The organism is Vibrio furnissii CIP 102972 (assembly GCF_000176175.1).
GTDB classification, from domain to species: domain Bacteria; phylum Pseudomonadota; class Gammaproteobacteria; order Enterobacterales; family Vibrionaceae; genus Vibrio; species Vibrio furnissii.
This window is the reverse complement of the sequence record NZ_ACZP01000014.1, coordinates 1,608,082-1,630,163: the sequence shown is the minus strand read 5'-3', so window position 1 is coordinate 1,630,163 and position 22,082 is coordinate 1,608,082. Positions and strand designations below refer to the sequence as shown.

Here is a 22,082-nt window from a genome sequence, read left to right as displayed (position 1 = left end):
AAAAGTACCACAAAAAAAACCACCGAATTTCGGTGGTTTTTTTCGATTCAGAACTGGAGCGATGCTGCGATTAAATCACTGCCTTGAGCGCTGGCTCAACGGCTGACGCTTGGCGCTGCGCGAGGTATTGCGCCACTTGCGCCATCGTTGCGCTGTCGTGATCAATGCCCAGCTTGCTACGACGCCAGAAAATGTCGTCGACTTTGAACGCGTATTCGTGGTCGATCAGGTAATCCACTTCGCGTTGGAACAGGGTATCGCTGAACTGCGTGCCGAGATCGTCAATGGTTGTCACGCCCGCCAACAGCGCACGAGTGCGGCTGCCGTAACAGGTTAGCCAGCGGTCCAGCGTGGCATCGTTGACAAATGGATATTGGCGTTTCAGTTCGTTACGAATGTTGCCATACACATAATCTTCGCCACCGGGCAGCGTGGATTCGTTGGTCCAGCTTGCTTTCATGTTCGGGAAGAACGGTGACAAATGTTTCATCGCCGATTCCGCCAGCTTGCGATACGTGGTCAGTTTACCGCCGAAAATCGACAGCAGCGGCGCTTCTTCACCGTGTTGATCCAGTGACAAGGTGTAATCACGGGTGATCGCTTGTGGTGAGTTGGATTCATCATCACACAAAGGACGCACACCGCTAAACTCTGAAACGATGTCTGAGGTGCTGATTTCGCGCACAAAGTGTTTATTGACGATGTCGACTAGGTACTGGCGCTCCTCTTGGGTGATCGCCACTTTGCGAGGATCGCCCTTGTATTCCACGTCGGTGGTGCCGATCATCGAATATTTACCCAGATACGGAATCACGAACACGATGCGCTTATCTTCATTTTGCAGAATGTACGCTTGTTCTTCGTGGTGAATTTTCGGCACGATGATGTGTGACCCTTTGATCAAACGAATGCCGTAAGGGGAGCGCACGTGAACGTTCTCATCCAGGAAGTGTTTCACCCAAGGGCCGGTTGCGTTCACCAAAGCGTGGCTCTTGCGCACGAAACGTTGTTGGGTGCGTTCATCGAACAGGGTGACCGTCCAAATGTCGCCGTCACGGCTGGCATGTTCAACGCGGCAGTAGTTCATCACTTCTGAACCCAGCTCTTGCGCCTGAATCGCGTTGAGGATCACCAAGCGCGCATCGTCCACCCAACAATCGGAGTATTCAAAGCCAATCTTCATTTCTGGCTTGGTCACGTCGCCAGCTTTTAAAGCGACTTTTTTACTGGCGGGCAGAGACGTACGTTTGCCCAAGTTGTCGTAGAGGAACAGGCCCGTACGAATCATCCATGCAGGACGCAAGAATGGACGATGTGGCAAGCGAAAACGCATGGGTTTAACGATGTGCGGGGCTTTTTTCAACAGAACTTCACGTTCAGCAAGGGCTTCACTGACCAAACGAAACTCATAATGCTCAAGGTAACGCAAGCCACCGTGGATCAGCTTTGAACTGGCCGATGACGTCGCGCCCGCAAAATCCTGCGCTTCATACATACCCACTTTCAGTCCACGACCGGCAGCGTCTGCTGCGATCCCTGCGCCATTGATACCACCACCAACAATGATGATGTCGAGCACTTCATTTTCAGAAAAACGTGTTGAGCTTAAGTTCTGTTTCATTTTATTGGCCTTGATTTTCGTTTTTGTATCTTAATGCTCGTATGAAAACATCAAACCACAGAAAAGCGGAGTTTTCCCTCAAGCAATTTTGATCTTGATCATAATAAATGAGCGTTCGAGCGTCAAGTTGTACTTTTGTTGTGCAAAAAGTCCAAAATGGAGCGAAATTTTGCACTCGAAAGGTGACGACTTGATGAAGTGAAAGCGAAAACGGTGAAAATAAGCGGGGGCCGCTAGTGAAGATGAAGCGCAACGTGTTCAATTTCTAGGCAAACACTTGTGGGGGCGACGGCATATGCGATTGGGAAAGAGAGCTGGTGACAAAAAAAGCCCGTGACCTCAGGCCACGGGCTTCTCGTTATTGGACGTGTGACTTACTTTTGGAACACGTCTTTGAAATCACGCTTAAGAATCGCGTCGCGGCGCGCTTTCTTAATTTGCTTCACCATGTCTTTCACACAGCTGTGCAGCACCTGATCCAGAAGCTGAGCACGGTATTCTTCTTTATCTTGCTCAGTCATCTCTTTTGGAAGGTTCAGCGTTGGGAACTCTTCCATGACGTTTAGGCCAGCAAATGCTTGGCTGACAGAAATCAGCGCGTGGAACTGTTCGAAGTTGTCCAGGACGTTTTGAGCGCTGGCAGGCAGGCTATCCCAAGCTTCACGGACCGCTTCTTCAGAGACTTCGTGAATAGAGGTGACCATCAGGAACATCTCTTCTGGCACTTGGTCGAATTCAAGTACCTGGCGGAGTTCTGGAGAAATGGCTTCTAAGTCCACTTTCGGAGCTTCAGTTTGTGTAGTGTCTGACATGAAAAAAGTTTCCATCAATGAAAAAGGCAATGCTAAAAACTTCCACCGAAAAGTCAATACAACATGCGAAATAAAGCAGTGAAAGCGTGAGAAAGTTATGCTATAGGTAAGCATATGATTATCTTGCAAAGAGGTGGTGATGTTAGGTTCTGGCTCATCCATGAGGATCTTACTGGTTGATGACATTCAACTGGAGCGGATGCAACTCGCCATTCGCCTCAAGCAATTAGGCCACTCTGTTGAGGTTGCATCCAGCGGGCGTGAGGCGTTGGAGCTGTATCCACGTTTTGAGCCGGAATTGATTTTGTTGGATGTATCGATGCCGGATATGGATGGCTTTGAAGTGTCTCAAGAAATTCGCCGCCGCTACGACGAAGAGTGGATTCCAATCATTTTCCTGAGCAGTCACGATGAACCGTCGATGATCGCACGTGCGATTGAATCGGGCGGCGATGATTATTTGATCAAGCCGGTTGATAAAATGGTGCTCAACTCCAAGCTGTTGGCGATGCAGCGTATTGCCAATATGCGTCGCGAGCTCAAACGTACCAGTGCCAAACTAGAAGAACTCAACCGTATTTTGCAGCATCAGGCTAACGAAGACGGCCTCACACAAGTGTTCAACCGCCGTTTTATGGATGAGAAGCTGCGTGAAATGATTTCGTGGCACGGTCGCCATGAGATGGCGTTGAGTGTCATTCTGTTTGACGTCGACCATTTCAAGCCCTTTAACGACAACTACGGCCACATTGAAGGCGATCGTTGCCTGCACACCATCGCGCAAGCTGCGAATAAATTGTTCTGTCGCAGCGGTGAGTTTGTGGGGCGTTACGGCGGTGAAGAATTCCTCATTCTGCTGACCAATACCGACGTGGAAGGCGCACGCGCCGCCGCAGAACGCATCCAAGATTCCATCGAACACATCCATTATCCGCACGCGTTCAGTGCCGTTGCCGATCACATTACGATTTCACAGGGCGTGGTGACAATCACGCCAGATGGCCATGAAACGCTGGCGCAAGTGTATGAGCAAGCCGACAATGCGCTTTATCAGGCGAAAAGTAACGGCCGAAATCGTTACGTCATCTCTGAAAGCGGTTTGTAGCTTGTTAGGCTTTCAGCGCTAACGCCGCACCAAACGACACCAATCCCACCCCACATGCTTTATTGATCAGCGGTTTCACGCGCTCGAGCTTATGTTGCAGCGCCGTTGAGGTCATTAAAGTTGCCACCAACGCAAACCATACCCCGTGCAGCACAACCATGTATCCGCCATAAATGAGCGCTTGGGTGGATGATGCGCCGTCTTCAGAAATCACCTGACTAAAAATGCTCAGAAAGAACAGCATGGTTTTCGGGTTGAGCACATTGCACAAAAATCCCTGTGCGAAGTAACGATAGCTGGGTAGCGAGTTGTCCTGCTCGGCGGTGATGACCGTCTGGGCACTTGCAGCAAAGATGCCTTTGATTCCCAGATAGACCAAATAGGCGGCGCCAGCGTATTTGATGAGGTTAAATAGCAGTTCATTGTGTGAGATTAGGTAACTGATGCCAAGCAAAGAATACCCAATATGAACGGTGATGGCGAGGCTAATGCCCAGCGCGCTCAACAGACCCGCGCGACGGCCATGTGACAGGCTGTTTTTTAACACCAAAACAAAGTCCGCCCCTGGGCTGATCACAATCAGTAAGCCAACAATAGCGAGTGTGACGATATCCATTCCAATTTTCCTTTTCAGTTAACGTGTGATTGAACGAAAGTGTGGGATGAATTGTACGTTGCCCAGTCGCCGCTTATAATCGATAAAAATGACCTAATTGAGTGAGAAAAATTCACATATGAGGCATCTCAAAGCGTTTCACGTTTTTCATGTGGCGGCGCACAGCGCAAGTTTCACGCAGGCGGCCGACGTGCTGAATATCACCCACGGCGCAGTCAGCAAACAGATCAAAACGTTGGAAACCTATTTGGGCGTTTCGTTGTTTGCAAAGCAGGGACGTCATGTGGTGCTGACGGAAGAGGGCATCGCCTTGCGAACCTATACCCGTCAGGCCTTTGCATCACTTGAACAAGGGGTGGAGCAGCTACGCACCGCACGGTCGCCGCATCTGGAAGTTTCTTGCGAACCTACGTTGACCATGCGATGGCTCATGCCGCGGATGAGCCAATTTCATCATCAAGCCCATGGCGATGTGCGGCTGTCGACGGCCGGTGGCGCGGTTAATCTCGGCGCGCAAGGCTACCATTTAGCGATTCGCCGCGATGATTTCGAGTTAACGCAGCCCTATCAGAAACAAACGCTGGTGGCTGAGTGGGTGGGGCCGGTGATGTCGCCGGACTATTGGCAGCGTGTTCGAACCCAGCAACTGCCGATGACATTACTCCACAGTCAAACTCGCCCCTTCGCTTGGCAAGCGTGGCAAGAGGGTCAACAAAAGCGGCGCGATCATCAGCTCGCGTTTGAATTTCCCGACGCCGCAGCGCAAACGTTCGAACATTTCTATTTTTGCTTGCAAGCTGCGCAGGATGGGTTAGGCGCCGCCATCGGATCGTATCCGTTGGTGATGGATGAGATTGAACGCGGCCGCTTAGTCGCGCCGTTTGGCTTTCAGCTGTCCGGTCACGATTATGTGTTATTGCGTCAGCAGCGTGAGGAAACCGAATTAGAGCGCCAGTTTATTGCATGGCTCAAACAGACCATGGCGTTATCGGTGCCAAGAGAGGATGGGGTTTCGTGCTGATGAAGGAAGCGCTTGATGAGTCCACATCAAGGTCGCAGGCGCTGTTTAAACGAAAACGCTATTTAAACGAAAGCTTTATGAAAATGAAAGCTTTGTGAAAGAGAGATCGGTGTGAAAAAAAGTCATCGCGGGGAAGGACTTGAATATCCCCGAGATGACGTGCTTCCGAACATGCGGAATAACTCGTCTATTAACAATTGGCAGTGGATTAATAGGGGCGAGGCCCCGACGCTGATGAAACGCCGACGAAAATGGACAATCGTAAAATCGTTTAGTGAAATTCTTCTAAAGACACCGAAACCGTGCGCCCTGCAATCAGCGTGAATCCTTTTGGAATCGTGTCGATTTTGATACGAACGGGAATGCGCTGTGCGAGTCGAATCCAACTGAATGTTGGGTTCACGTTGGCCAGTAACGTCCCGGAGGCGGTGGTTCTCTCGCTGTCATTGATACCGGCCGATAACCCTTCGACATGTCCGTAAATCGGTTGATGTTCGCCCATCACATGGATGGTGGCGACAGCGCCATTTCGAATCCGGCTCAACTTGGTCTCTTCAAAATAACCAGACACATAGAAACTGTCTTGATCAACCAACGCCATCACAGGGACGCCTGCCGAGGCGAAGGTGCCCGGTCTGAGCGAAAAGTTGGTGATCACGCCATCAACGGGTGAGTAAATGTCGGCTCGATTGAGGTTGATTTCCGCCAGCTCCAGATCCGCTAACGATTTATCCAAACTGGCTTGTGCCAAAATGCGTGCGTCGCGTTTGTCGTCTCGTTGTTGTGCGGAAACGGCGTTGCTCAAGCGTTGATAGCGTTTGTATTCGCGATCGGCGGCATGAAGGGTCGCCTGCGCTTGCTTCACCATCGCTTTGGCTTGTGTGACTTCGCTACTCAGACGCTGTTTATCCAAGCTAAATAGGAGCGTGCCTTTGCGGACAATCTGGTTGTCGTGCACGTAAACCGCGTCAACATTGCCAGAAATATCGGTGGCAAGCGGCACGATGTCAGCACGGATTTTTCCGTCGCGAGTTTGCGGCGCATAGTGGTAATAACTGTAGAGGTTCCATACGACGAACCCCGCCAGTAACACGGCACCTGTTGTGATCAGGATCTTAAAACTCGACATCATCTTGTGTTTCATCATGAGAATGAGTGACCTATTGGTGTGGTAATGATCGCAAACAGGTGAAAGAGCAAACCGGTGAGCGAAATAAATAAAGCGGAATCAAAAATGGGTCTTTGTGCGATCAGCCGATACACTCCGGCCTTGACGAACAGGCTTGAGAGGAGGATGCGGAGAAAGAAAGCCAGCACCATGCACATCAGCAGTGGTGAAATGTATATCCCCAAAATATCAAGTTCGTTAAGCATACAAAGGTGTCCAATGGGGTGCCGTTGGATAGAGCGCGATTCTCAATCCAGTTAATAGGTGGACAATGTCCGTTTGGTGTTCGTGGTTTGCTCGCCCAAGGGCGCGATCGAGTTGATGGCGTAATTCGTCGCTCGATTGCACAGGGCGTTTGTCTCGCTGACTCAGCGCTTGCAATAGCGGTTGCAGTGTCGACGCCATCGGGTGAGCGCTGCTCAACTGCCTCAACTTGGCCATCGTGATGTTGGCTTTCAGTTGATTCAGCAGAATCAGGCTCTCTTTGCCCAGCGACGCACCCAGTCTTGAGACCTGTAAGGCCATGCGATCTAAAGAGCGTGTGGCGTAGGTTTCAATCGCGACATCATCGAAGGTGTGAACCAATGTTTGTTGATCCCGATATTCGCGCTTGAGCAGGTGCTGTAGGGCATGTTGCGCGCCCCAACGTCTTGAGACGGCAATGGCCACAAACGCCACAAACACGCCCACCAACGTGGCGACAGAACCATCCAAAAAGAACCCAATGTTGAATGGGGTGTAATGATTCTGAAAGTTGACGTTACTCAGGCTCAAGGCCAGTACCAACATCGCCAACGGATTCTTCGAGGCCCATAAGCCCATTGGCAACATAAAAGTCGCCATGATGAGCAGAAAGCTGGTTTGGCTATTGGCGAGCGGTAATAACACATAGCCCAAGGTAAATGCCGTTAACGCCGAGATAAAAGCAAAGCGCCCAAAGTGCGTGATCGCGATGCCGGGTTCATCACTGCCACCAAAAAAGCTAATGGCAACAACTCCCATCAAGACCATATTGGGGCCTTGGTTCCATCCGGTGAAGTACCAGATCGCGCTGAGCAGCGAGTAGGTCAGTAATATCCCCATAAACATGCGCAACATTAATCCAGTATCGGGTGGCAGTGGAAATGCCTTGGCTTTGAGCGCGGCATAGCGCGTATAGGCGTGCGTCGGTTTCCCTGCCACAAGACCTTGAAGCGCCGTGACCGATTCCCAGTCGGTGAGGTGCTGATTGAGCAGTCGCTGCACACGTTCAAGAACCAGTTTTTCCCAAGGTGATGCGTCTTGCACAACCGCTTTGGGTATCACAATGGGTTGTATGACCTCGTTGTTTGCTGTCCAACTTTCGACACTGGGCGACAGGCGCTTGCGTGTTTCTGGCGACAAGCTATGCATGGCATGTCCCAGCGCAGACAAGGTCGGGATCATTGCCATAATCTGTCTTTGCAGCGCGATCATGGCTTGGCGAGTTTGTCGGTCGACAGCATGGTCTAACTTCATGGTCGAAACCAACTGAGACAGCGATGACACATCGGCAAGTATGGCCAGTCGATCCGATTCAGTGGTGTGATTGGCGATGCCGGTCAGGCAATCATCACGCCATGCTTTGAGATCGCGCATCCAGTGATCGACGCGCGATTGAAGCATTGGCTGTGTAGTCCCCGGGAAAACCAATGCATCCACAAAGGTGACCGACAAAATACCAATACAAATTTCGACCACGCGTGTCACCACCATGGTAAACATGTTTTCTGGCTGGCTCAGATAGGCCACCAGAACCAGCATAATCGTCACGCCAGTGAGTTGCAGGCTGTAAGCCCTCGGAGTTCGATCGGCATAAGACAACGCCAGAATCACAGATGAAACCAAGCCCGTCACCATCACCAAAATGAGCGGCTCATTGACGAACCATGCTGAAAGTAGCAGCGAGATGAATCCCGCGAAAAGTGTGCCTGCAAATCGGTAGGTTGCTCTGGCACGAACGGCGCCAGATAAAGGGTTGCTGAGCACGCAGCAGGTGACCATCGCCCAATAGGGATTGGTCAATCCCATCTCTACCGCGACGAAATAGGCAAGCATCGCCGAAATGTAGACCTTGGCGGCGAATAACCACTGTTGACGCGAAATGTTCATTTGTTTGATTTGTACTGCTGCACGAACTCAATGGATCGTTTTTCAAAAAGTCGCAGCACTTGGGTGGCTTGCTCAATGGCGGCCAAATCAACATCACGCATGAGTTCCAAACGCAATTCGTCGGCTGCGCGTTCGATGCTGATCGCGATTTCGGTTCCTTTGGGCAAGATGTGTAAATTTTTGATGCGGCGATCCACAGTATCTTCACGGCGTTCAAGTAACGCTTCTTGGCTGGCTTGATCCAGCAGGCGCACTAACGCGCCGGGATTGATACCAATTTCTTCGGCCAGCAATTTTTGGTTCAGCCCCTGTGGATTGCGATAAACAAGTACCACCGCGGTGGCCAATGACATGGAGATACCGTGCTCCGCAATGACTTCCGAAACCGCCCGTTTCCATGCCCGTCGTACGGGTTGAAGGCTGTTCGTGAGTTCATGAAGCAGGTTGATTTTGTCTTGCATAGTCTGGCCTCACATCAAAGGTTTGTGTGTTGAGAATGGTGGTGTGCGGCGGATATTAATTAAATTAAGTTGCTTTGGCAACTGTTTTAAAGGCAACTTAAATAATGAGCGGTTCTCAATAAGGCAAAATGAAAAGGCAGGACAAAAAAATAGCCCCAACGTTGTGGGGCTATGCTTAGTGGCTGAGAAGCTCTCGTTTTTCGATTAAAAAATCCATCAGAACCCGAATCTTTTTCGGCATGTGTTCCCGAGATGGGATGTAGAGATAGAACCCCGGAAAGGGTTTGCACCAAGGCGTTAGCACTCGCGTTAACCGCCCGTCCTGAATGGCCCCGTGTACCCATAAATCAATATGTTTGACCAAGCCGACACCTTGAATGGCCGCTTGGAGCATACTGTAATCATCATTGAAGACGGCATTGCCTTTGGGTTCAAACACCACGGTGTGCTGATCTGAATCGGGGGCGGTCAACGACCAATGATCGAGCGTGCCACTGGACGTAAAGCGATACGCAAGACAGTTATGCGTTTCCAGATCCTTCGGGCTTTGGGGAATCCCATGTTGCTTGAAGTATGCCGGAGAGCCAACGATGGCTGTGGTCAACGGCGGCGTGATCGGGACGGCCACCATGTGCTCATCCAAACTCACGCCTAAGCGGATGCCCGCATCCAACCCTTCTGCCACGATGTTGGTGAACCCATCGTCCATCATCAATTCCAAGCGTATTTTTGGATAACGCGCCAAAAATTCCCCCAAGTGCGGTTCAATCAACAACCTTGCCGCGGTTCGGGAGGAGCTAATTCTGATCAGCCCAGAGGGTTCAATGTGGGATTCATTGAGCTCGCTGACGACTTGTTCAATGTTAGTGAGCGAGGGATGAAGAATGTCCAACAAGCGTTGGCCTTCGTCGGTCAGCGACATATTTCGCGTGGTTCGATTCAACAACCGCACCTGAAGCTGCTGCTCCAGAGCTTTGAGATGCTGCGACAACGCAGCACGCGTCACCCCCATTTCTGAGGCGGCTTTGGTAAAGCTTCGGTGGCGGGCAATGTGCGTAAACCACGTCAGTGACGAGATAAGAGAAGGTTCAATAGGCATTTGTTTAGTTTAACTTAACACTCATGTGTGTAAAACGATATTTATTCGATACAGTTCGATCATTAAGATGGCTTCACGTTGAAGACACCAAATGAGAGGGCGATGACGTGGCAACATTCATTGTTTTTACCCGAGAAAGCACCCAAGACCAAGCGGCACTGGATACCTATATGGAGCGAGTTGCTGCAACGTTGGCGGGGCATCCGATTAAGATACTGTCATCCTACGGTGCGATGGAAACGCTGGAAGGTGAAGCACCTGAAGGTGTCGTGATTGTGGAATTTCCCAATCAAGCCGCAGCACGCGCTTGGTATGACAGCCCAGCTTATCAAGCGGTTGCGCAGCACCGTTTTCAAGGTGCCAAGTACCGGGCGGTCATGGTTGATGGTCATTGAGACATCGGCTGAGTCATCGACATTGAAACGATTAAAAAGAGGCAAATGATATGAATAACGTACTGATTCTCGGTGCCAGTGGCCAAATTGCGCAGTGGGTGGTGAAGGCTTTGAATGAAGACCACACCCAGCATCAAACCTTGTTGCTGCGCAACCCGAAAAAGCTGACGGATGTTATTTCGGCGAAAGCGCAGGTGGTGGTTGGCGATGTGCTTGACCCGGAACTGCTGAAGTCTGCGATGGCTGGTCAAGATGTGGTTTATGCCAACTTGGCGGGCGACGATCTCGAAGCGCAAACTGTCGCGGTGATTGACGCGATGCGGGAAACGGGCGTGAAACGTCTGATCTTTGTACTCTCTTTGGGGATCTACGATGAAATCCCCGGCAAATTTGGTCAGTGGAATGATGCAATCATTGGTGAGCCGCTGAAGTATTACCGTCGCGCGGCTGACGCTATCGAAGCCTCGGGTTTGGATTACACCATTCTGCGTCCGGCATGGCTGATGGATGAAGATGAAGTGGACTACGAAATCACGGCCAAAGATGAAGCGTTCAAAGGAACGGTGGTGTCTCGAAAAAGTGTCGGAGACCTCATTACGCAGGTCATTCTTAACCCATCGGAATATGTCGGCGCAAACCTCGGTGTGAATAAACCCAATACCGACGGTGATAAGCCGTATTTCATGTAGAACGTCTTTTCAACGCGCTGGCATCGGGTTGACGTCAGCGCGTCTATTCCCACGATGATTGAGGAAAAATGATGAATCGAATCTGGTTTGTGACCGGTGCGACCCGAGGGATGGGCATCGATATTGTGAAAGCTGCGTTGAATCAAGGCGATCACGTGGTGGCAACAGGGCGTGATCTAGACCGATTACGCGAGGTTTTTGCCGATGTGCCGGCGGAACGTATTGCGCTTGTTGAATTGGATGTGACGAATGAAGCGCAGGCTCAGGCGGCCGTGAAGCAAGCCGTCACACGTTTTGGCCGCATCGACGTGCTGGTCAACAATGCCGGTTTTTGCTTGCTGGGGCGTTTTGAAGAAGCCTCGGCACAACAAATTGAAATGCAATTTGCGACCAATGTGTTTGGGATGGCGAATGTATTGCGTGCGGTGTTACCGGTTATGAGAAAGCAAGCACAGGGGCGCATTCTGAATACGTCTTCGATTGCGGGCGTGAAAGCCGTCGCCAATGCCACGTTTTATTCCGCGTCGAAATACGCCGTTGAAGGCATGACATTGGCGTTGGCTGATGAAGTTGCGCCGCTGGGCATTCAAGTGACGGCGATTGAACCGGGCTTTTTCCGCACTGAGTTCTTAAATGATCGCTCGGCGCAATATGGTGAAACTCGCATCGACGATTATCAGCCTTATGGTCACGCCCGTGAGCTGCTGGCTGCCGCCGATGGTCAACAACAAGGTAACCCGGCCAAATTGGCGGAAGTCATCGTTCGCGTGGTGGATTTAGACAAGCAGCCACGCCAATTGCTGATCGGCAATGATGCCATCGATTTCGTGATGCCGTCGTTAGAGGCACGAATCCAAGAGACGCATCAGTTTGCCAGCTTGACGGCATCAACCGATTACTAACCCGAGTGGGTTAGACATACCACGTTTTTAGAGGCAATGAATACACATGAAAGATCCATTATTCCAACCATTTACATTTAAAAATGGTGTGACATTACGCAACCGAGTTGTCATGGCTCCGATGACCACATGGTCGTCCAACGCGGATGAAACCATTTCTGACGAAGAACTCCGTTACTACCGTGCGCGTGCACAAGGGGTGGGTTTACTGTTGACCGGATGCAGCCACGTTCAGCCGAGCGGGATTGGATTTACGGATGAGTTTGCAGCATACGACGATCGCTTTATTCCCAGCTTAACGAAGCTTGCGGATGCAGCCAAAAGTGGCGGCGCAGTCGCGGTGTTGCAACTGTTCCATGCCGGGAACAAAGCGGTTCCTGACCTGATTCCGAACGGTGAATTGGTGAGCGCCAGTGCAATGGCCGCGCCGAAAGGGCCATTTAACGATGGCAAACTCGCAAGTCGTGAATTAACCGAAGCCGAAATCTTCGAGCTGATCCATGATTTTGGCCAAGCCACGCGCAGAGCCATTGAAGCGGGATTTGATGGTATTGAATTGCACGGCGCACATGGTTTCTTGATTCAGAATTTCCTGTCGCCGCTGTTTAACCAACGTCAAGACCAATGGGGAGGTTCACTGGAAAACCGCATGCGCTTCCCGTTGGAAGTCGTGCGTGAAGTGCGCCGCGTGATCGATGAACACGCAAGCCGTCCTTTCTTGCTGGGGTATCGTATTTCGCCGGAAGAACCAGGAGAGGGTGCGTTACGCATTGATGACGCGCTGGCGCTGGCTGAAACCTTGGCGCAAGAGGGCGATATCGATTACTTGCATACGTCGCTGTACAACATCCTTGCGGGTCAATCTCAGGATGACACCAGCGGTCAAACCACGGCGCAACGCTTTATCGAACGTGTGGCTGATCGCTTGCCACTCATGGCGGCAGGAGAAGTGCGTACGCCGAATCAAGCGCGTCACGTACTTGAAACAGGCATGCCGCTGGTGGTGGTCGGCCGCAGTTTGGTGATGAATCCAACTTGGGTCGAAATGGCTCAAGATGGCCGCGACCAAGAGATTCGAGCCGCGTTGGATTTGTCTCACAGCGCCGATGATCTGCAAGTGCCGACCAAGTTATGGAACATCATCAAGTCCACCCCGGGATGGTTCCCTGTTCAGTCGTAATTTAAATACGAATTGTGTCACGTTCTGCCAATGGCTCTCATCATGAGGGCCATTGTTTTTTTGTTTGCCTGTTTTGCGATTTTTGACGGGGACAAGTGCCGCTGATTGGCCGCATGAGTACAAATTTAACACAATGATTTTGTTGAATTACACAGTGCAGCATAAATACGGTGATATTTTAAATTTAATTATTATCAATAAGTTATTTGTTTTATGTGCAGTGTGTTGAACTCGTATTCGTTTTGATTTCATCATTTCAGGCATAAAAAACAAAACAGGCAAATAACTCGTCATTTTAGGCAAACTTACACGCCATGATCTGCCTATACTGGTTTCAAGTCAGGAGCAAACCGCGAACTGGCCATAACTTTCTAAGACAATGACGTACGCTACTGAGGAGCAATCCAAATGAACAAAGTCTATTTTCCTAATACCAACGGTCTGGACATTACACTCGCTGGGCTGATCAACTTCCCAGAAAATTTTGATGCGACCAAGCGTTACCCGGCGATTGTGGTGTCGCACCCGGGTGGTGGTGTGAAAGAACAAACCGCAGGCACATACGCAAAAAAACTTGCAGAGCACGGGTTTGTTGCCATTGCTTATGATGCGTCTTATCAAGGTGAAAGTACCGGTAATCCGCGCCAATTGGAAAACCCACACGTACGTACGGAAGATGTAAGTGCCGTGATTGACTACCTGACCACGCTGGATTACGTCGACAACGATCGCATTGGTGCGATGGGGATCTGTGCGGGTGCGGGTTATACCGCCAATGCCGCCATCAATGATCGTCGCATCAAAGCGGTGGGTACGGTCAGCATGGTGAACATCGGCCAAATGTTCCGCAACGGTTGGGACAACAACGTCAAAGACAGCGATGCGATTCCTTACCTTGAAGCCGGTTCTGGTGCGCGCACTGCTGATGCGAGTGGCGCGGAGCCTGCAACCATGCCAATGGCGCCGATGAAGGAAGAAGATGCACCGAATGAAGAGCTGCGTCAGGCTTGGGAGTATTACCATACCGATCGCGCGGCGTATTGCACCGCACCGGGGTTTGCGACGGCTCGCAGCCTGACTCAAATCATCTCGTATGATGCGTTCTTTAAAGCGGAAGCGTTCCTCACGCAGCCTCTTTTAACCGTGGTGGGCAGCAATGCGGGCAGCAAATGGATGAGTGATGATCTGATGGCGCGTGCGGCGAGCAACGACAAACAGATGTACATTGTCGATGGTGCTAACCACATGGATCTCTACGATGGCGAGTCTCCGATTGCTGAAGCCATTGGCGTACTTGCACCATTCTTCCAACGCACGTTGTAACACGGCACAATGAATATCAACGAAGGCTCAACACATTGAGCCTTCTGCGAGGATAAAACGATGGATATTAAAAAAGTCTCGTTCCGAAACACCGATATGGCTTGGGATATGGCCGCATTCATCTTGTTGCCAGACGGCTTTGACGCAGCCAAACACTATCCGACTATGGTTAGTGTTCATCCATTTGGGAGCTGCAAAGAGCAAACCTCCAGCGCAGTTTATGGGAAGGCGTTGGCTGAATTAGGCTATGTTGTGATTGCCTTTGATGCGAGTTTTCAAGGTGAGTCGGGCGGCATGCCCCGTTATGTGGAAGATCCTACGCAACGCGTCGAAGACATCAGCCGCGTGATCGATTATGCCGTGACCTTACCGTATGTGGATGAAACCCGCATTGGTGGATTGGGCATCTGTGGTGGTGGCGGTTACATTCTCAATTCTGCCCTGACCGAGAAACGTCTGAAAGCCGTCGTGGGCATTACACCGGTTAATGTGGGGCGTTTGTTCCGCGAAGGGTTTAGCTTATACAACCCCATCGGCACATTGGAAGCCATGGCAACGCAACGCACGGCTGAAGCTCGTGGTGCTGAGTTACAAGTGAATGAACTGTTGCCACCAAGCCTCGAATTTGCAAAAGAAAACGGTTTGACTGATCGCGATGTGTTTGAAGCCACAGAGTACTACAAAACATCACGGGGACAGTCGGAAGGCGGCGCAACACGCATGGTCTTTTCTCACGCTCAAAAAACATTAAGTTGGGATGCCTTCGCATTTGCAGAAACCTTGATGACACAACCGATGATGGCGGTGGTTGGCCAGAAAGTGGGCGCGTTTGGCGCGTTCCGTGATGGGCAAGAAATTTATGGTCGAGCGGTGGCTTCGAAAGATCGTCAATTAGTGGATCTGGAACACTGGTCGCACTACGAGCTGTATGACCATCCGGAAGCGGTGGGTTTGGCCATGGAACGCGTGGCACCATTCTTGGCGAAATATCTCCAATAAATGACTTCAATGCGTTCTTCGCGAGAGTGAAGAACGCATCATTCACTTTGTTTGAAATCGTAAGGGATGGCACTGATGATCCGTTTGTTCCTGATGTTACTGTTGGCGCTCGCTCTCATCTTGTTCGTGGTTGCATTTGTGGTTACGCGTATTGAAAATGCACAAGATGCGGCCAATCATGTGTTAAGAAATCACGCGTTAAAGCACGATGATTTAAAACATCATAGCGCTTCGGAAAAGCCTCGAAACGTGGCTGTTGTGGTCTTTTCTCGTTCAGGAAACACGGGCGTTTTAGCCGATCATATTGCTGAAACGTTGGATGCGGATGTCCATGAATTAGTGGCAAACGACTATCAACTTGGGATGGTTGGCTGGATAAACGCATTGAACGATGCACGGAACGATTTCGCGGACATCACTCCGAATCATATCGATGTTTCGCGCTATGACACCGTGTATCTGGGATCGCCCATCTGGTTATACAGCCCAGCGCCACCGATCTGGCAATTTGCGAACAACACCGATTTCACCAACAAGCACGTGGTGTTGGTGAATACGTTTAACAGTCAATTTAAGCAGCATTTTATTGATGAATTTGAAGCACTCGTGCGTTCGAAAGGCGCGATCAGTTTTGCTCATCAATACGTGAAGCGGGGAAGAATGGGAAGCCAGATGTCCTCGCAAGAGTTAATCCAACGATTCGATGAAAAATACAATATGAAAAGAATCAACGACAGAGCAGGTGAACGTGATGAACAGCAATAACGCCAATCAAGCGCTGGTGGAGCAAGTGCGCGCCTACAGCAGTAAAGAGGGCAGTTACGTCACCGATATTCCCGGGCTTGAAGTGCATATTCGAAATACGCCGACAGCGCCGTTGCATTGCATTTATAGCCTTGGATTTTCACTGATTTTACAAGGGAGCAAGCAACTGGCGATTGATGACAGGCAAGTCCCTGTCGAAGCCGGGCAGTCAATGTTGACCACCTTTGACACTCCGATCGTGTCGCATGTGACGGAGGCGACGCGCCATCAGCCATTTTTGGCGATCGTCCTGAAGTTAGATTATGACCTGATCATGCAAACGTGCACGGAGCTAAAGCTCGACAAGCCCGATCGTCACTTTGAGTATCAATCGATTTCCATTCAGAACATGGACGATGGCATATACCGGACGATGAGCCGTTTGTTAGCGTTGGAGCAAGAGCCTGAGTATCTCGCGAGTTTGGTGCCACTGATAAAAAAGGAACTCGTGATTCGCTTGCTTCATGGGCCGCATGGCACGCAACTGCGCCATATTGCATCTGTTGGTTCGCCCAGCAATCACATTCTGAAAATCGTGACGTGGATGAAGAAGAACTTCACCGAAACCGTCGGCATGAATGAGCTAGCGGGGCAGGCGCACATGAGCGCTTCAAGCTTTCGAGTGCACTTTAAAGCCTTGACTGGCAGCAGTCCGTTGCAATACATGAAAAACCTAAGGCTACAAGAAGCGCGGGAGCAGATGCTATTAAATGGTCTTGACGCAACTCAAGCCAGTAATCTGGTGGGTTATGAGAGTGCCTCTCAATTTAGTCGTGAATACAGTCGTTTATTTGGATTACCGCCCCAAAAAGACATTCAGCGCCTGCGACAAATTTAACCCAGCGAGAGCGAGCGGTTTCATGTTTCGTTAGCCACATAACGGCCAACGAAAGTAGGGGCGCTGGCCATCCATTCGCTCAATTTCCGCGCCCAACCGTGTGTAAAACTCATGCGCTTTTGAGTTGTGCGGGCTGGCCGTCCATGCAATGTGAGACGCCAGCGATGCCTGAGCTTCGCGCTTCAACGCCTGCATGAGTGCATGGCCATATCCATTGGACCGATGTCGTCCTACGATCAACAGGTCATCAAGCCAAATCGATGGCTGGCCACTAAACGAAGAATAGCGATAGTGATACAGTGCAAAACCCACAACCTCGCGCTCATGTTCTATCAATAAGACATGAGCAAACGGAGAGTCGCCAAATAGCGTGCGTTCTATCTTCGCGATGCTGGTTGAAATTTTACCGTCAAATCCTTTCATACTGCGGTCGAATTCCGCTTTTTGCTCAATGAGTTCGAGTATTTTACCTGAGTCTGCTCTGGACGCTTTCCTGATGGTCACACTGCTCTCCATGATTGCAATCGTTTTGAAATATTGTTTTGAAATATCGTTGCGAAATATAGTGGTGAAATAACGCCTTGTTAAGCGCTGTGCTTTGGTTTTAATGTGGTCGATAACCCGCTTCAAAAGCCTGCTCACACCCGCTGTGTATCGCGATTCAACGGGGTTTTCGCGGAGCGTTTCATCACAAAGTTGCGCAATGTTTGCCCGCGAACTTCAACCGTTTGTTCGTGAACCACGGTGAATCCAAAACGCTCAAAAAATGGGCGAGCGGTGATGCTGACTTCAGCATGAAACTGAGTGATGCCACGCTGGCGACCCATATTTAGTATATGTTCCATTAGGCTGCGGCCAACCTCTTTGCCTTGATGCTGGTGATGACAAAAGAAATGATCAATCAGCCCGTCGGCTTGCAGATCGGCATAGCCCACAATGTCGCCGTCTATTTCCGCGACAAAAGGATCAATGGTTCGCATTCGTTGCTGCCAAATGGCAGCGTCAAACTCAGCGGGCGCCCATGCCTCGACTTGCGCTTGAGTGTAGTCGCGCACGTTAATGTTGCGAACGGTGTGATAAAAAAGCGCCCAAAGCGCCCGCGCATCGGCGGCTTTGTAGTGTCGAATGGTGATCATGCTATTTATGCCAATTGATTTACGCGTGTGAAGGTGTGCTTCATATACTAAACCATGGTGCCAGAGACACAAATCCGTCTTTGACGATCGATATGTGTCTGACAATGTGAGTGGTTTTATCCGATCGGAGAGACGCATAGGCGTTAAAAACTTAGGCGATATTGCCGAAGCCTTTTGCGGGCAATACATGAACTCGCATATCAGATACAAGTTCAGAGCGAATTTAGGAGTACTGTACATCGGTGCATTGTTCTGAAAACCAAAACAGCCAGCACTTGATGCTGGCTGTTTGGTTTGCGAGAAAGCGGAAAACGTTAGGCTTTGGCAAACGCGTAAGTGCGGTAACCACCGAGCAAGTTGCGTGCTTTGTAGCCGTTGTTGACGAGCTGACGATAGGCGACATTGCCGCGCAAACCGACCTGACAGTAGATGATGATTTCTTTGTCTTTTGGCAGTTCGTTCATGCGCTGACGCAGTTGGTCGACTGGAATGTTGATGGCGCCCGGCAGATAACCGACGTTGTCCAGTTCGCCCGGATTACGCACATCGAGTAACAGCTGTTCATCGGTAAGGTTGTCGATTTCATCAAAGTGAATCGCTTTTGCATCACCTTTCATGAGGTTGGTGGCGACAAATGCGGCTTGGTTGATCACGTCTTTTGCGCTGCCGTAAGGTGGCGCGTAAGTCAGTTCAAGATGTTGCAACTGTTCAACGGTCATGCCAGCACGCTGCGCAACCGCCATGACGTCGATGCGTTTGTCGATGCCATCTTTACCCACGGCCTGAGCGCCGAAAATCTTGCCTGATGTTGGATCGAACAGCATTTTGAACGACACAACTTCCGCCCCCGGGTAGTAGCTCGCGTGGCTCGCAGTATGAACGTAGACTTTCTCGTATGCGATACCCGCACGTTTGAGTTGCTTCTCGTTTTTACCGGTAGAAGCCACAGCCAAGTCGAAGATCTTACAGATCGCGGTGCCTTGCGTGCCTTGATAGGTTTCGCTGCGACCCAGCATGTTGTCTGCGGCCATACGACCTTGACGGTTGGCAGGGCCAGCCAGTGGCACTAAGGTCGATTGACCCGTTACAAAGTCTTTTTCTTCAATCGCATCGCCCACGGCATAAATGCTTGGATCGCTAGTTTGTAGGGATTCGTTGGTCTCAATCCCGCCCAGCGCACCGATCTGCAGGCCAGCTTCAGCGGCGAGTTTGGTTTCTGGGCGCACACCAATTGCCATGATCAGAATATCGGTGGTCAGTGTTTCGCCATTGCTCAGCGTCAGATCGAGTTCACCGCTCATGTGTTGATGTTCGGTATTCTCACCAGAATCGATGCTTGGCATTGAGGTGGTTGGCTTGAACTCGACCGCTTGCAGCGCGACTCCAAGACGCAAGTCGATGCCTTTAGCGCGAATTTCTGCGTGGGCAAAGCCAGCCATTTCACGGTCAACCGGAGTCATCACTTGATCGGCCATTTCAATCAGCGTGGTTTTGATGCCCAATTGGTGGAACGCTTCCATCATCTCCAAACCAATAAAACCGCCGCCGATGACGGTGGCATGGTCGGGTTGGTTCATCTGAATGGTTTCCAAAATACGGTCCATATCTGGAATGTTGCGTAGCGAGTGGGTGAGTGGGTTATCCAATCCTGGGATTGGCGGCACAATCGGGCCAGCGCCCGGGCTCAGCAGTAGAAAGTCGTAGCTTTCTTCGTACTCAGATTGATCCAGCAGGTTGCGAACGGTGATGGTTTTGTCTGCACGGTTAATGCGAACCACGTCATTCATGACGCGGACATCGACATTAAAGCGTGCCAAAAAGCTTTCTGGCGTTTGCAGTAGCAAATTGGCTCGTTCTTTGATATCACCACCGATGTGATAGGGCAAGCCGCAGTTGGCAAACGAGACGAAAGGGCCCCGTTCAAACATAATGATTTGCGCATCTTCGCTCAAACGACGCGCACGCGCTGCCGCAGAAGCTCCGCCGGCAACACCGCCGATAATCACAATCTTAGTCATAGATTACTCCAAATTTTTCTAGCTCAACTGATGTATCGAATTTCAGTGTGAACTGACTATTTAAACCCAAGTTTCTTCAAAAAATAGGCTGCTGGGCAAATCCCGGTAAACGCACTTTGAATGAGATTCACACCAACAAACACGGTGAGCCAGATAAAGTTCGGATGAACAAACACTGTCAACAGTAGCGACAGCAAAACCATGCTGCCCGCGACAATTCGTACGCCATTTTCAATGGTCATGAGAATACCCTCCGTTGGATGTTGGATTTACTATAGTTACATAAATTAGTATTGTCTAATGTTAATTGAGCTAATTTCGATATAACTAAATAAGGTTTGACTAAACTACGTTTATTAGTATTATCTAAAAAACAAGTTTATGAAGGGGAAAGTGATGGAAGCCGTCAATATTGATCAAATGAAGTCCAATGCGGAAGAAGTATCTGAACTACTTAGAATTTTGGCGCATCCGGAACGTTTGATGGTGCTCTGTCAATTGACAAAAGGCGAGGTGGGTGTGGGGCAATTACAACAAAGCTCGGCACTCAGCCAGTCAGCGTTTTCTCAACATTTAACGGTATTACGAAAGCATGGATTGATTGAAGCGCGCAAGGAATCGCAACAGGTGTTCTATTCGTTGGCCGATACGCGCGTGGCGCAGTTGATTCAGAGCTTACAAACCGTGTTTTGTGGTTAAGTCTTTCAAATTAAGAGAAATAAAAAGAGGACATTATGACGTTCACCATGCCTTGGGAATCTTTGTTTGGCGGCGTGTTGTTAGGGATTTCGGCAACCATTTTGTTACTGATGAACGGAAAAATTGCCGGTATCAGCGGCATCTTAACGGGGTTAATGACGCCGAAATCACGTGATTTTGCGTGGCGGTTGTTGTTTGTGGTCGGCATGATCAGTGGTGGCGTCTTCGGTGTGATGGCCTTTGATAAGCAGATGCCAGCACAGTTTGACTCCCATGTGTGGTGGTTAGCGGCGGCGGGTTTGCTCGTTGGCGTCGGCACACGTTTGGGTAATGGTTGCACCAGTGGACATGGCATCTGCGGCATCGGTCGATTGTCAAAACGTTCAATAGTCGCCACCTGTGTCTTTATGGTTGTTGCCGCAATGACGGTATTTGTTCGTTTGCATCTTATTTAAAAGCGTTGGTGGGGAATCAGAATGAATCAGGCTTTGTTTCGATTAACGTCGCTGGTGGCTGGGCTATTATTTGGCTTGGGCATGGTGATTTCAGGTATGGCGGATCCTGCGAAAGTCACAGGCTTTCTTGATGTGACAGGGCATTGGGATCCGAGCTTAATGTTTGTGATGGGTGGCGCGTTATTGGTGTTTATGCCAGCGTATTTTTTCTTGATTAAACCGAAACGTAAACCCGTGAATGCCGAGAAATTTTGTCTCGCGACGAACACCGCGATCGATTCACGTCTACTCAGTGGCGCGGCAATTTTCGGGGTGGGTTGGGGATTGGCAGGCATTTGCCCAGGACCTGCGGTGTCGAGTTTGGCGTTGGGCAATCCAGGCGTTTGGGTGTTTTTTGCGTGCATGATGGTTGGCCTCGGCGTGACTAATCTGGTACTGCGAGCCAAACAACATCCAGAGCATCACCCACAAACGGCGTAAACACACGAACGTTTCCCGCCATCGTGTCTTGTTTTCGCCGCAAAGTAATTCAACGGATGATTGCGAACATCATGACGTGATCTCGCGAGGGAGATGATAGGCCATCTCTTCGCTTTAAAGGGCTGAATGTC

The 22,082-nt window shown here is 50.2% G+C and carries 25 protein-coding genes; 13 read left to right on the top strand and 12 right to left on the bottom strand.

The features are described 5' to 3' along the window. Positions 1 to 70: 70 nt before the first annotated feature. Positions 71 to 1,621, bottom strand: a complete 1,551-nt coding sequence (glpD, locus tag VFA_RS17625) for a glycerol-3-phosphate dehydrogenase (RefSeq protein ID WP_004728223.1) — start codon at positions 1,619 to 1,621, stop codon at positions 71 to 73. 374 nt (positions 1,622 to 1,995) lie between these two features. Beyond that, entirely contained in the window at positions 1,996 to 2,433 is a 438-nt protein-coding gene (locus VFA_RS17620) for a DUF3069 domain-containing protein (protein ID WP_004728222.1), read from the bottom strand. 139 nt (positions 2,434 to 2,572) lie between these two features. On the opposite strand from VFA_RS17620, the gene VFA_RS17615 reads away from it, so the two are divergent. Then, on the top strand, positions 2,573 to 3,538 hold the full coding sequence (locus tag VFA_RS17615; protein WP_004728221.1) for a GGDEF domain-containing response regulator: 966 nt from the start codon (positions 2,573 to 2,575) through the stop codon (positions 3,536 to 3,538). 4 nt (positions 3,539 to 3,542) lie between these two features. On the opposite strand, the gene VFA_RS17610 is transcribed toward VFA_RS17615, so the two are convergent. Continuing rightward, the gene (locus tag VFA_RS17610) at positions 3,543 to 4,154 is read right to left on the bottom strand and encodes a LysE family translocator (protein WP_004728220.1); all 612 of its coding nucleotides are present in this window, start codon (positions 4,152 to 4,154) and stop codon (positions 3,543 to 3,545) included. A gap of 118 nt (positions 4,155 to 4,272) precedes the next feature. Between VFA_RS17610 and VFA_RS17605 the strand changes: the two genes are divergently transcribed. Next, positions 4,273 to 5,175 carry a LysR family transcriptional regulator gene (locus VFA_RS17605; RefSeq protein ID WP_004728219.1) on the top strand — a complete coding sequence of 301 codons (903 nt, stop codon included), beginning with the start codon at positions 4,273 to 4,275 and terminating at the stop codon, positions 5,173 to 5,175. Between the two features lie 271 nt (positions 5,176 to 5,446). On the opposite strand, the gene VFA_RS17600 is transcribed toward VFA_RS17605, so the two are convergent. The 5 genes from VFA_RS17600 to VFA_RS17580 form a co-directional block, all read right to left on the bottom strand. Continuing rightward, positions 5,447 to 6,322 (bottom strand): HlyD family secretion protein, encoded by an 876-nt coding sequence (locus tag VFA_RS17600; RefSeq protein ID WP_004728218.1) that lies wholly within the window; start codon positions 6,320 to 6,322, stop codon positions 5,447 to 5,449. After that, a complete protein-coding gene (locus VFA_RS17595) occupies positions 6,319 to 6,549 on the bottom strand; it encodes a DUF1656 domain-containing protein (protein WP_038152173.1) in 231 nt (76 codons plus the stop codon). The genes VFA_RS17600 and VFA_RS17595 overlap by 4 nt, the downstream gene beginning before the upstream one ends. Then, positions 6,542 to 8,473, bottom strand: a complete 1,932-nt coding sequence (locus VFA_RS17590) for an FUSC family protein (protein WP_038152171.1) — start codon at positions 8,471 to 8,473, stop codon at positions 6,542 to 6,544. The genes VFA_RS17595 and VFA_RS17590 overlap by 8 nt, the downstream gene beginning before the upstream one ends. Next, positions 8,470 to 8,934 (bottom strand): MarR family winged helix-turn-helix transcriptional regulator, encoded by a 465-nt coding sequence (locus VFA_RS17585; protein WP_004728216.1) that lies wholly within the window; start codon positions 8,932 to 8,934, stop codon positions 8,470 to 8,472. The genes VFA_RS17590 and VFA_RS17585 overlap by 4 nt, the downstream gene beginning before the upstream one ends. A 175-nt stretch (positions 8,935 to 9,109) precedes the next feature. After that, a complete protein-coding gene (locus tag VFA_RS17580) occupies positions 9,110 to 10,033 on the bottom strand; it encodes a LysR family transcriptional regulator (RefSeq protein ID WP_004728215.1) in 924 nt (307 codons plus the stop codon). A gap of 107 nt (positions 10,034 to 10,140) precedes the next feature. Between VFA_RS17580 and VFA_RS17575 the strand changes: the two genes are divergently transcribed. From VFA_RS17575 to VFA_RS17540, 8 genes are all read left to right on the top strand, one after another. Beyond that, on the top strand, positions 10,141 to 10,428 hold the full coding sequence (locus VFA_RS17575) for a DUF1330 domain-containing protein (RefSeq protein WP_004728214.1): 288 nt from the start codon (positions 10,141 to 10,143) through the stop codon (positions 10,426 to 10,428). Between the two features lie 50 nt (positions 10,429 to 10,478). Further along, positions 10,479 to 11,117, top strand: a complete 639-nt coding sequence (locus VFA_RS17570) for an SDR family oxidoreductase (protein WP_004728213.1) — start codon at positions 10,479 to 10,481, stop codon at positions 11,115 to 11,117. A 68-nt stretch (positions 11,118 to 11,185) separates the two neighbouring features. Further along, positions 11,186 to 12,019, top strand: coding sequence for an SDR family NAD(P)-dependent oxidoreductase (locus tag VFA_RS17565; protein WP_232281744.1), 834 nt, complete (start codon positions 11,186 to 11,188; stop codon positions 12,017 to 12,019). A gap of 46 nt (positions 12,020 to 12,065) precedes the next feature. Then, entirely contained in the window at positions 12,066 to 13,199 is a 1,134-nt protein-coding gene (locus tag VFA_RS17560; RefSeq protein WP_004728211.1) for an NADH-dependent flavin oxidoreductase, read from the top strand. Between the two features lie 408 nt (positions 13,200 to 13,607). Next, entirely contained in the window at positions 13,608 to 14,522 is a 915-nt protein-coding gene (locus VFA_RS17555; RefSeq protein WP_004728210.1) for an alpha/beta hydrolase, read from the top strand. 60 nt (positions 14,523 to 14,582) lie between these two features. Continuing rightward, positions 14,583 to 15,521, top strand: a complete 939-nt coding sequence (locus VFA_RS17550; protein WP_004728209.1) for an alpha/beta hydrolase — start codon at positions 14,583 to 14,585, stop codon at positions 15,519 to 15,521. A 75-nt stretch (positions 15,522 to 15,596) separates the two neighbouring features. Next, a complete protein-coding gene (locus VFA_RS17545) occupies positions 15,597 to 16,286 on the top strand; it encodes a flavodoxin family protein (RefSeq protein ID WP_050780282.1) in 690 nt (229 codons plus the stop codon). Continuing rightward, positions 16,273 to 17,163 carry an AraC family transcriptional regulator gene (locus VFA_RS17540; protein ID WP_004728207.1) on the top strand — a complete coding sequence of 297 codons (891 nt, stop codon included), beginning with the start codon at positions 16,273 to 16,275 and terminating at the stop codon, positions 17,161 to 17,163. The genes VFA_RS17545 and VFA_RS17540 overlap by 14 nt, the downstream gene beginning before the upstream one ends. A gap of 30 nt (positions 17,164 to 17,193) precedes the next feature. Here the strand turns inward: VFA_RS17540 and VFA_RS17535 are convergent, their stop codons facing one another. The 4 genes from VFA_RS17535 to VFA_RS17520 form a co-directional block, all read right to left on the bottom strand. Beyond that, positions 17,194 to 17,679 carry a GNAT family N-acetyltransferase gene (locus VFA_RS17535; protein ID WP_172475451.1) on the bottom strand — a complete coding sequence of 162 codons (486 nt, stop codon included), beginning with the start codon at positions 17,677 to 17,679 and terminating at the stop codon, positions 17,194 to 17,196. Positions 17,680 to 17,801: 122 nt separating this feature from the next. Continuing rightward, positions 17,802 to 18,299, bottom strand: coding sequence for a GNAT family N-acetyltransferase (locus tag VFA_RS17530; protein ID WP_004728205.1), 498 nt, complete (start codon positions 18,297 to 18,299; stop codon positions 17,802 to 17,804). A 314-nt stretch (positions 18,300 to 18,613) separates the two neighbouring features. After that, complete coding sequence (locus VFA_RS17525) at positions 18,614 to 20,317, bottom strand: FAD-dependent oxidoreductase (RefSeq protein ID WP_004728204.1); 1,704 nt, start codon at positions 20,315 to 20,317, stop codon at positions 18,614 to 18,616. Positions 20,318 to 20,373: 56 nt separating this feature from the next. Further along, positions 20,374 to 20,559 carry a YgaP family membrane protein gene (locus tag VFA_RS17520; protein ID WP_004728203.1) on the bottom strand — a complete coding sequence of 62 codons (186 nt, stop codon included), beginning with the start codon at positions 20,557 to 20,559 and terminating at the stop codon, positions 20,374 to 20,376. Between the two features lie 154 nt (positions 20,560 to 20,713). Between VFA_RS17520 and VFA_RS17515 the strand changes: the two genes are divergently transcribed. From VFA_RS17515 to VFA_RS17505, 3 genes are read left to right on the top strand one after another with little or no spacing between them, the layout of a single operon-like run. Then, entirely contained in the window at positions 20,714 to 21,016 is a 303-nt protein-coding gene (locus tag VFA_RS17515; protein ID WP_004728202.1) for an ArsR/SmtB family transcription factor, read from the top strand. Positions 21,017 to 21,051: 35 nt separating this feature from the next. Beyond that, positions 21,052 to 21,471: a YeeE/YedE family protein gene (locus tag VFA_RS17510; protein WP_004728201.1), complete on the top strand. Its 420-nt coding sequence runs from the start codon at positions 21,052 to 21,054 to the stop codon at positions 21,469 to 21,471. A 21-nt stretch (positions 21,472 to 21,492) separates the two neighbouring features. Continuing rightward, complete coding sequence (locus VFA_RS17505) at positions 21,493 to 21,951, top strand: YeeE/YedE family protein (protein ID WP_004728200.1); 459 nt, start codon at positions 21,493 to 21,495, stop codon at positions 21,949 to 21,951. The last annotated feature ends 131 nt before the right edge of the window (positions 21,952 to 22,082 follow it).

Bases quoted from the DNA above. Each gene is read 5' to 3' on its own strand.
- VFA_RS17520 (WP_004728203.1), bottom strand. From the start codon at position 20,559: ATGACCATTGAAAATGGCGTACGAATTGTCGCGGGCAGCATGGTTTTG.
- VFA_RS17580 (WP_004728215.1), bottom strand. From the start codon at position 10,033: ATGCCTATTGAACCTTCTCTTATCTCGTCACTGACGTGGTTTACGCAC.
- VFA_RS17550 (WP_004728209.1), top strand. From the start codon at position 14,583: ATGGATATTAAAAAAGTCTCGTTCCGAAACACCGATATGGCTTGGGAT.
- VFA_RS17540 (WP_004728207.1), top strand. From the start codon at position 16,273: ATGAACAGCAATAACGCCAATCAAGCGCTGGTGGAGCAAGTGCGCGCC.
- VFA_RS17505 (WP_004728200.1), top strand. From the start codon at position 21,493: ATGAATCAGGCTTTGTTTCGATTAACGTCGCTGGTGGCTGGGCTATTA.
- glpD (WP_004728223.1), bottom strand. From the start codon at position 1,621: ATGAAACAGAACTTAAGCTCAACACGTTTTTCTGAAAATGAAGTGCTC.
- VFA_RS17545 (WP_050780282.1), top strand. From the start codon at position 15,597: ATGATCCGTTTGTTCCTGATGTTACTGTTGGCGCTCGCTCTCATCTTG.
- VFA_RS17535 (WP_172475451.1), bottom strand. From the start codon at position 17,679: ATGGAGAGCAGTGTGACCATCAGGAAAGCGTCCAGAGCAGACTCAGGT.
- VFA_RS17595 (WP_038152173.1), bottom strand. From the start codon at position 6,549: ATGCTTAACGAACTTGATATTTTGGGGATATACATTTCACCACTGCTG.
- VFA_RS17610 (WP_004728220.1), bottom strand. From the start codon at position 4,154: ATGGATATCGTCACACTCGCTATTGTTGGCTTACTGATTGTGATCAGC.
- VFA_RS17620 (WP_004728222.1), bottom strand. From the start codon at position 2,433: ATGTCAGACACTACACAAACTGAAGCTCCGAAAGTGGACTTAGAAGCC.
- VFA_RS17600 (WP_004728218.1), bottom strand. From the start codon at position 6,322: ATGATGAAACACAAGATGATGTCGAGTTTTAAGATCCTGATCACAACA.
- VFA_RS17590 (WP_038152171.1), bottom strand. From the start codon at position 8,473: ATGAACATTTCGCGTCAACAGTGGTTATTCGCCGCCAAGGTCTACATT.
- VFA_RS17565 (WP_232281744.1), top strand. From the start codon at position 11,186: ATGATGAATCGAATCTGGTTTGTGACCGGTGCGACCCGAGGGATGGGC.
- VFA_RS17530 (WP_004728205.1), bottom strand. From the start codon at position 18,299: ATGATCACCATTCGACACTACAAAGCCGCCGATGCGCGGGCGCTTTGG.
- VFA_RS17555 (WP_004728210.1), top strand. From the start codon at position 13,608: ATGAACAAAGTCTATTTTCCTAATACCAACGGTCTGGACATTACACTC.
- VFA_RS17510 (WP_004728201.1), top strand. From the start codon at position 21,052: ATGACGTTCACCATGCCTTGGGAATCTTTGTTTGGCGGCGTGTTGTTA.
- VFA_RS17585 (WP_004728216.1), bottom strand. From the start codon at position 8,934: ATGCAAGACAAAATCAACCTGCTTCATGAACTCACGAACAGCCTTCAA.
- VFA_RS17615 (WP_004728221.1), top strand. From the start codon at position 2,573: ATGTTAGGTTCTGGCTCATCCATGAGGATCTTACTGGTTGATGACATT.
- VFA_RS17570 (WP_004728213.1), top strand. From the start codon at position 10,479: ATGAATAACGTACTGATTCTCGGTGCCAGTGGCCAAATTGCGCAGTGG.
- VFA_RS17605 (WP_004728219.1), top strand. From the start codon at position 4,273: ATGAGGCATCTCAAAGCGTTTCACGTTTTTCATGTGGCGGCGCACAGC.
- VFA_RS17515 (WP_004728202.1), top strand. From the start codon at position 20,714: ATGGAAGCCGTCAATATTGATCAAATGAAGTCCAATGCGGAAGAAGTA.
- VFA_RS17560 (WP_004728211.1), top strand. From the start codon at position 12,066: ATGAAAGATCCATTATTCCAACCATTTACATTTAAAAATGGTGTGACA.
- VFA_RS17525 (WP_004728204.1), bottom strand. From the start codon at position 20,317: ATGACTAAGATTGTGATTATCGGCGGTGTTGCCGGCGGAGCTTCTGCG.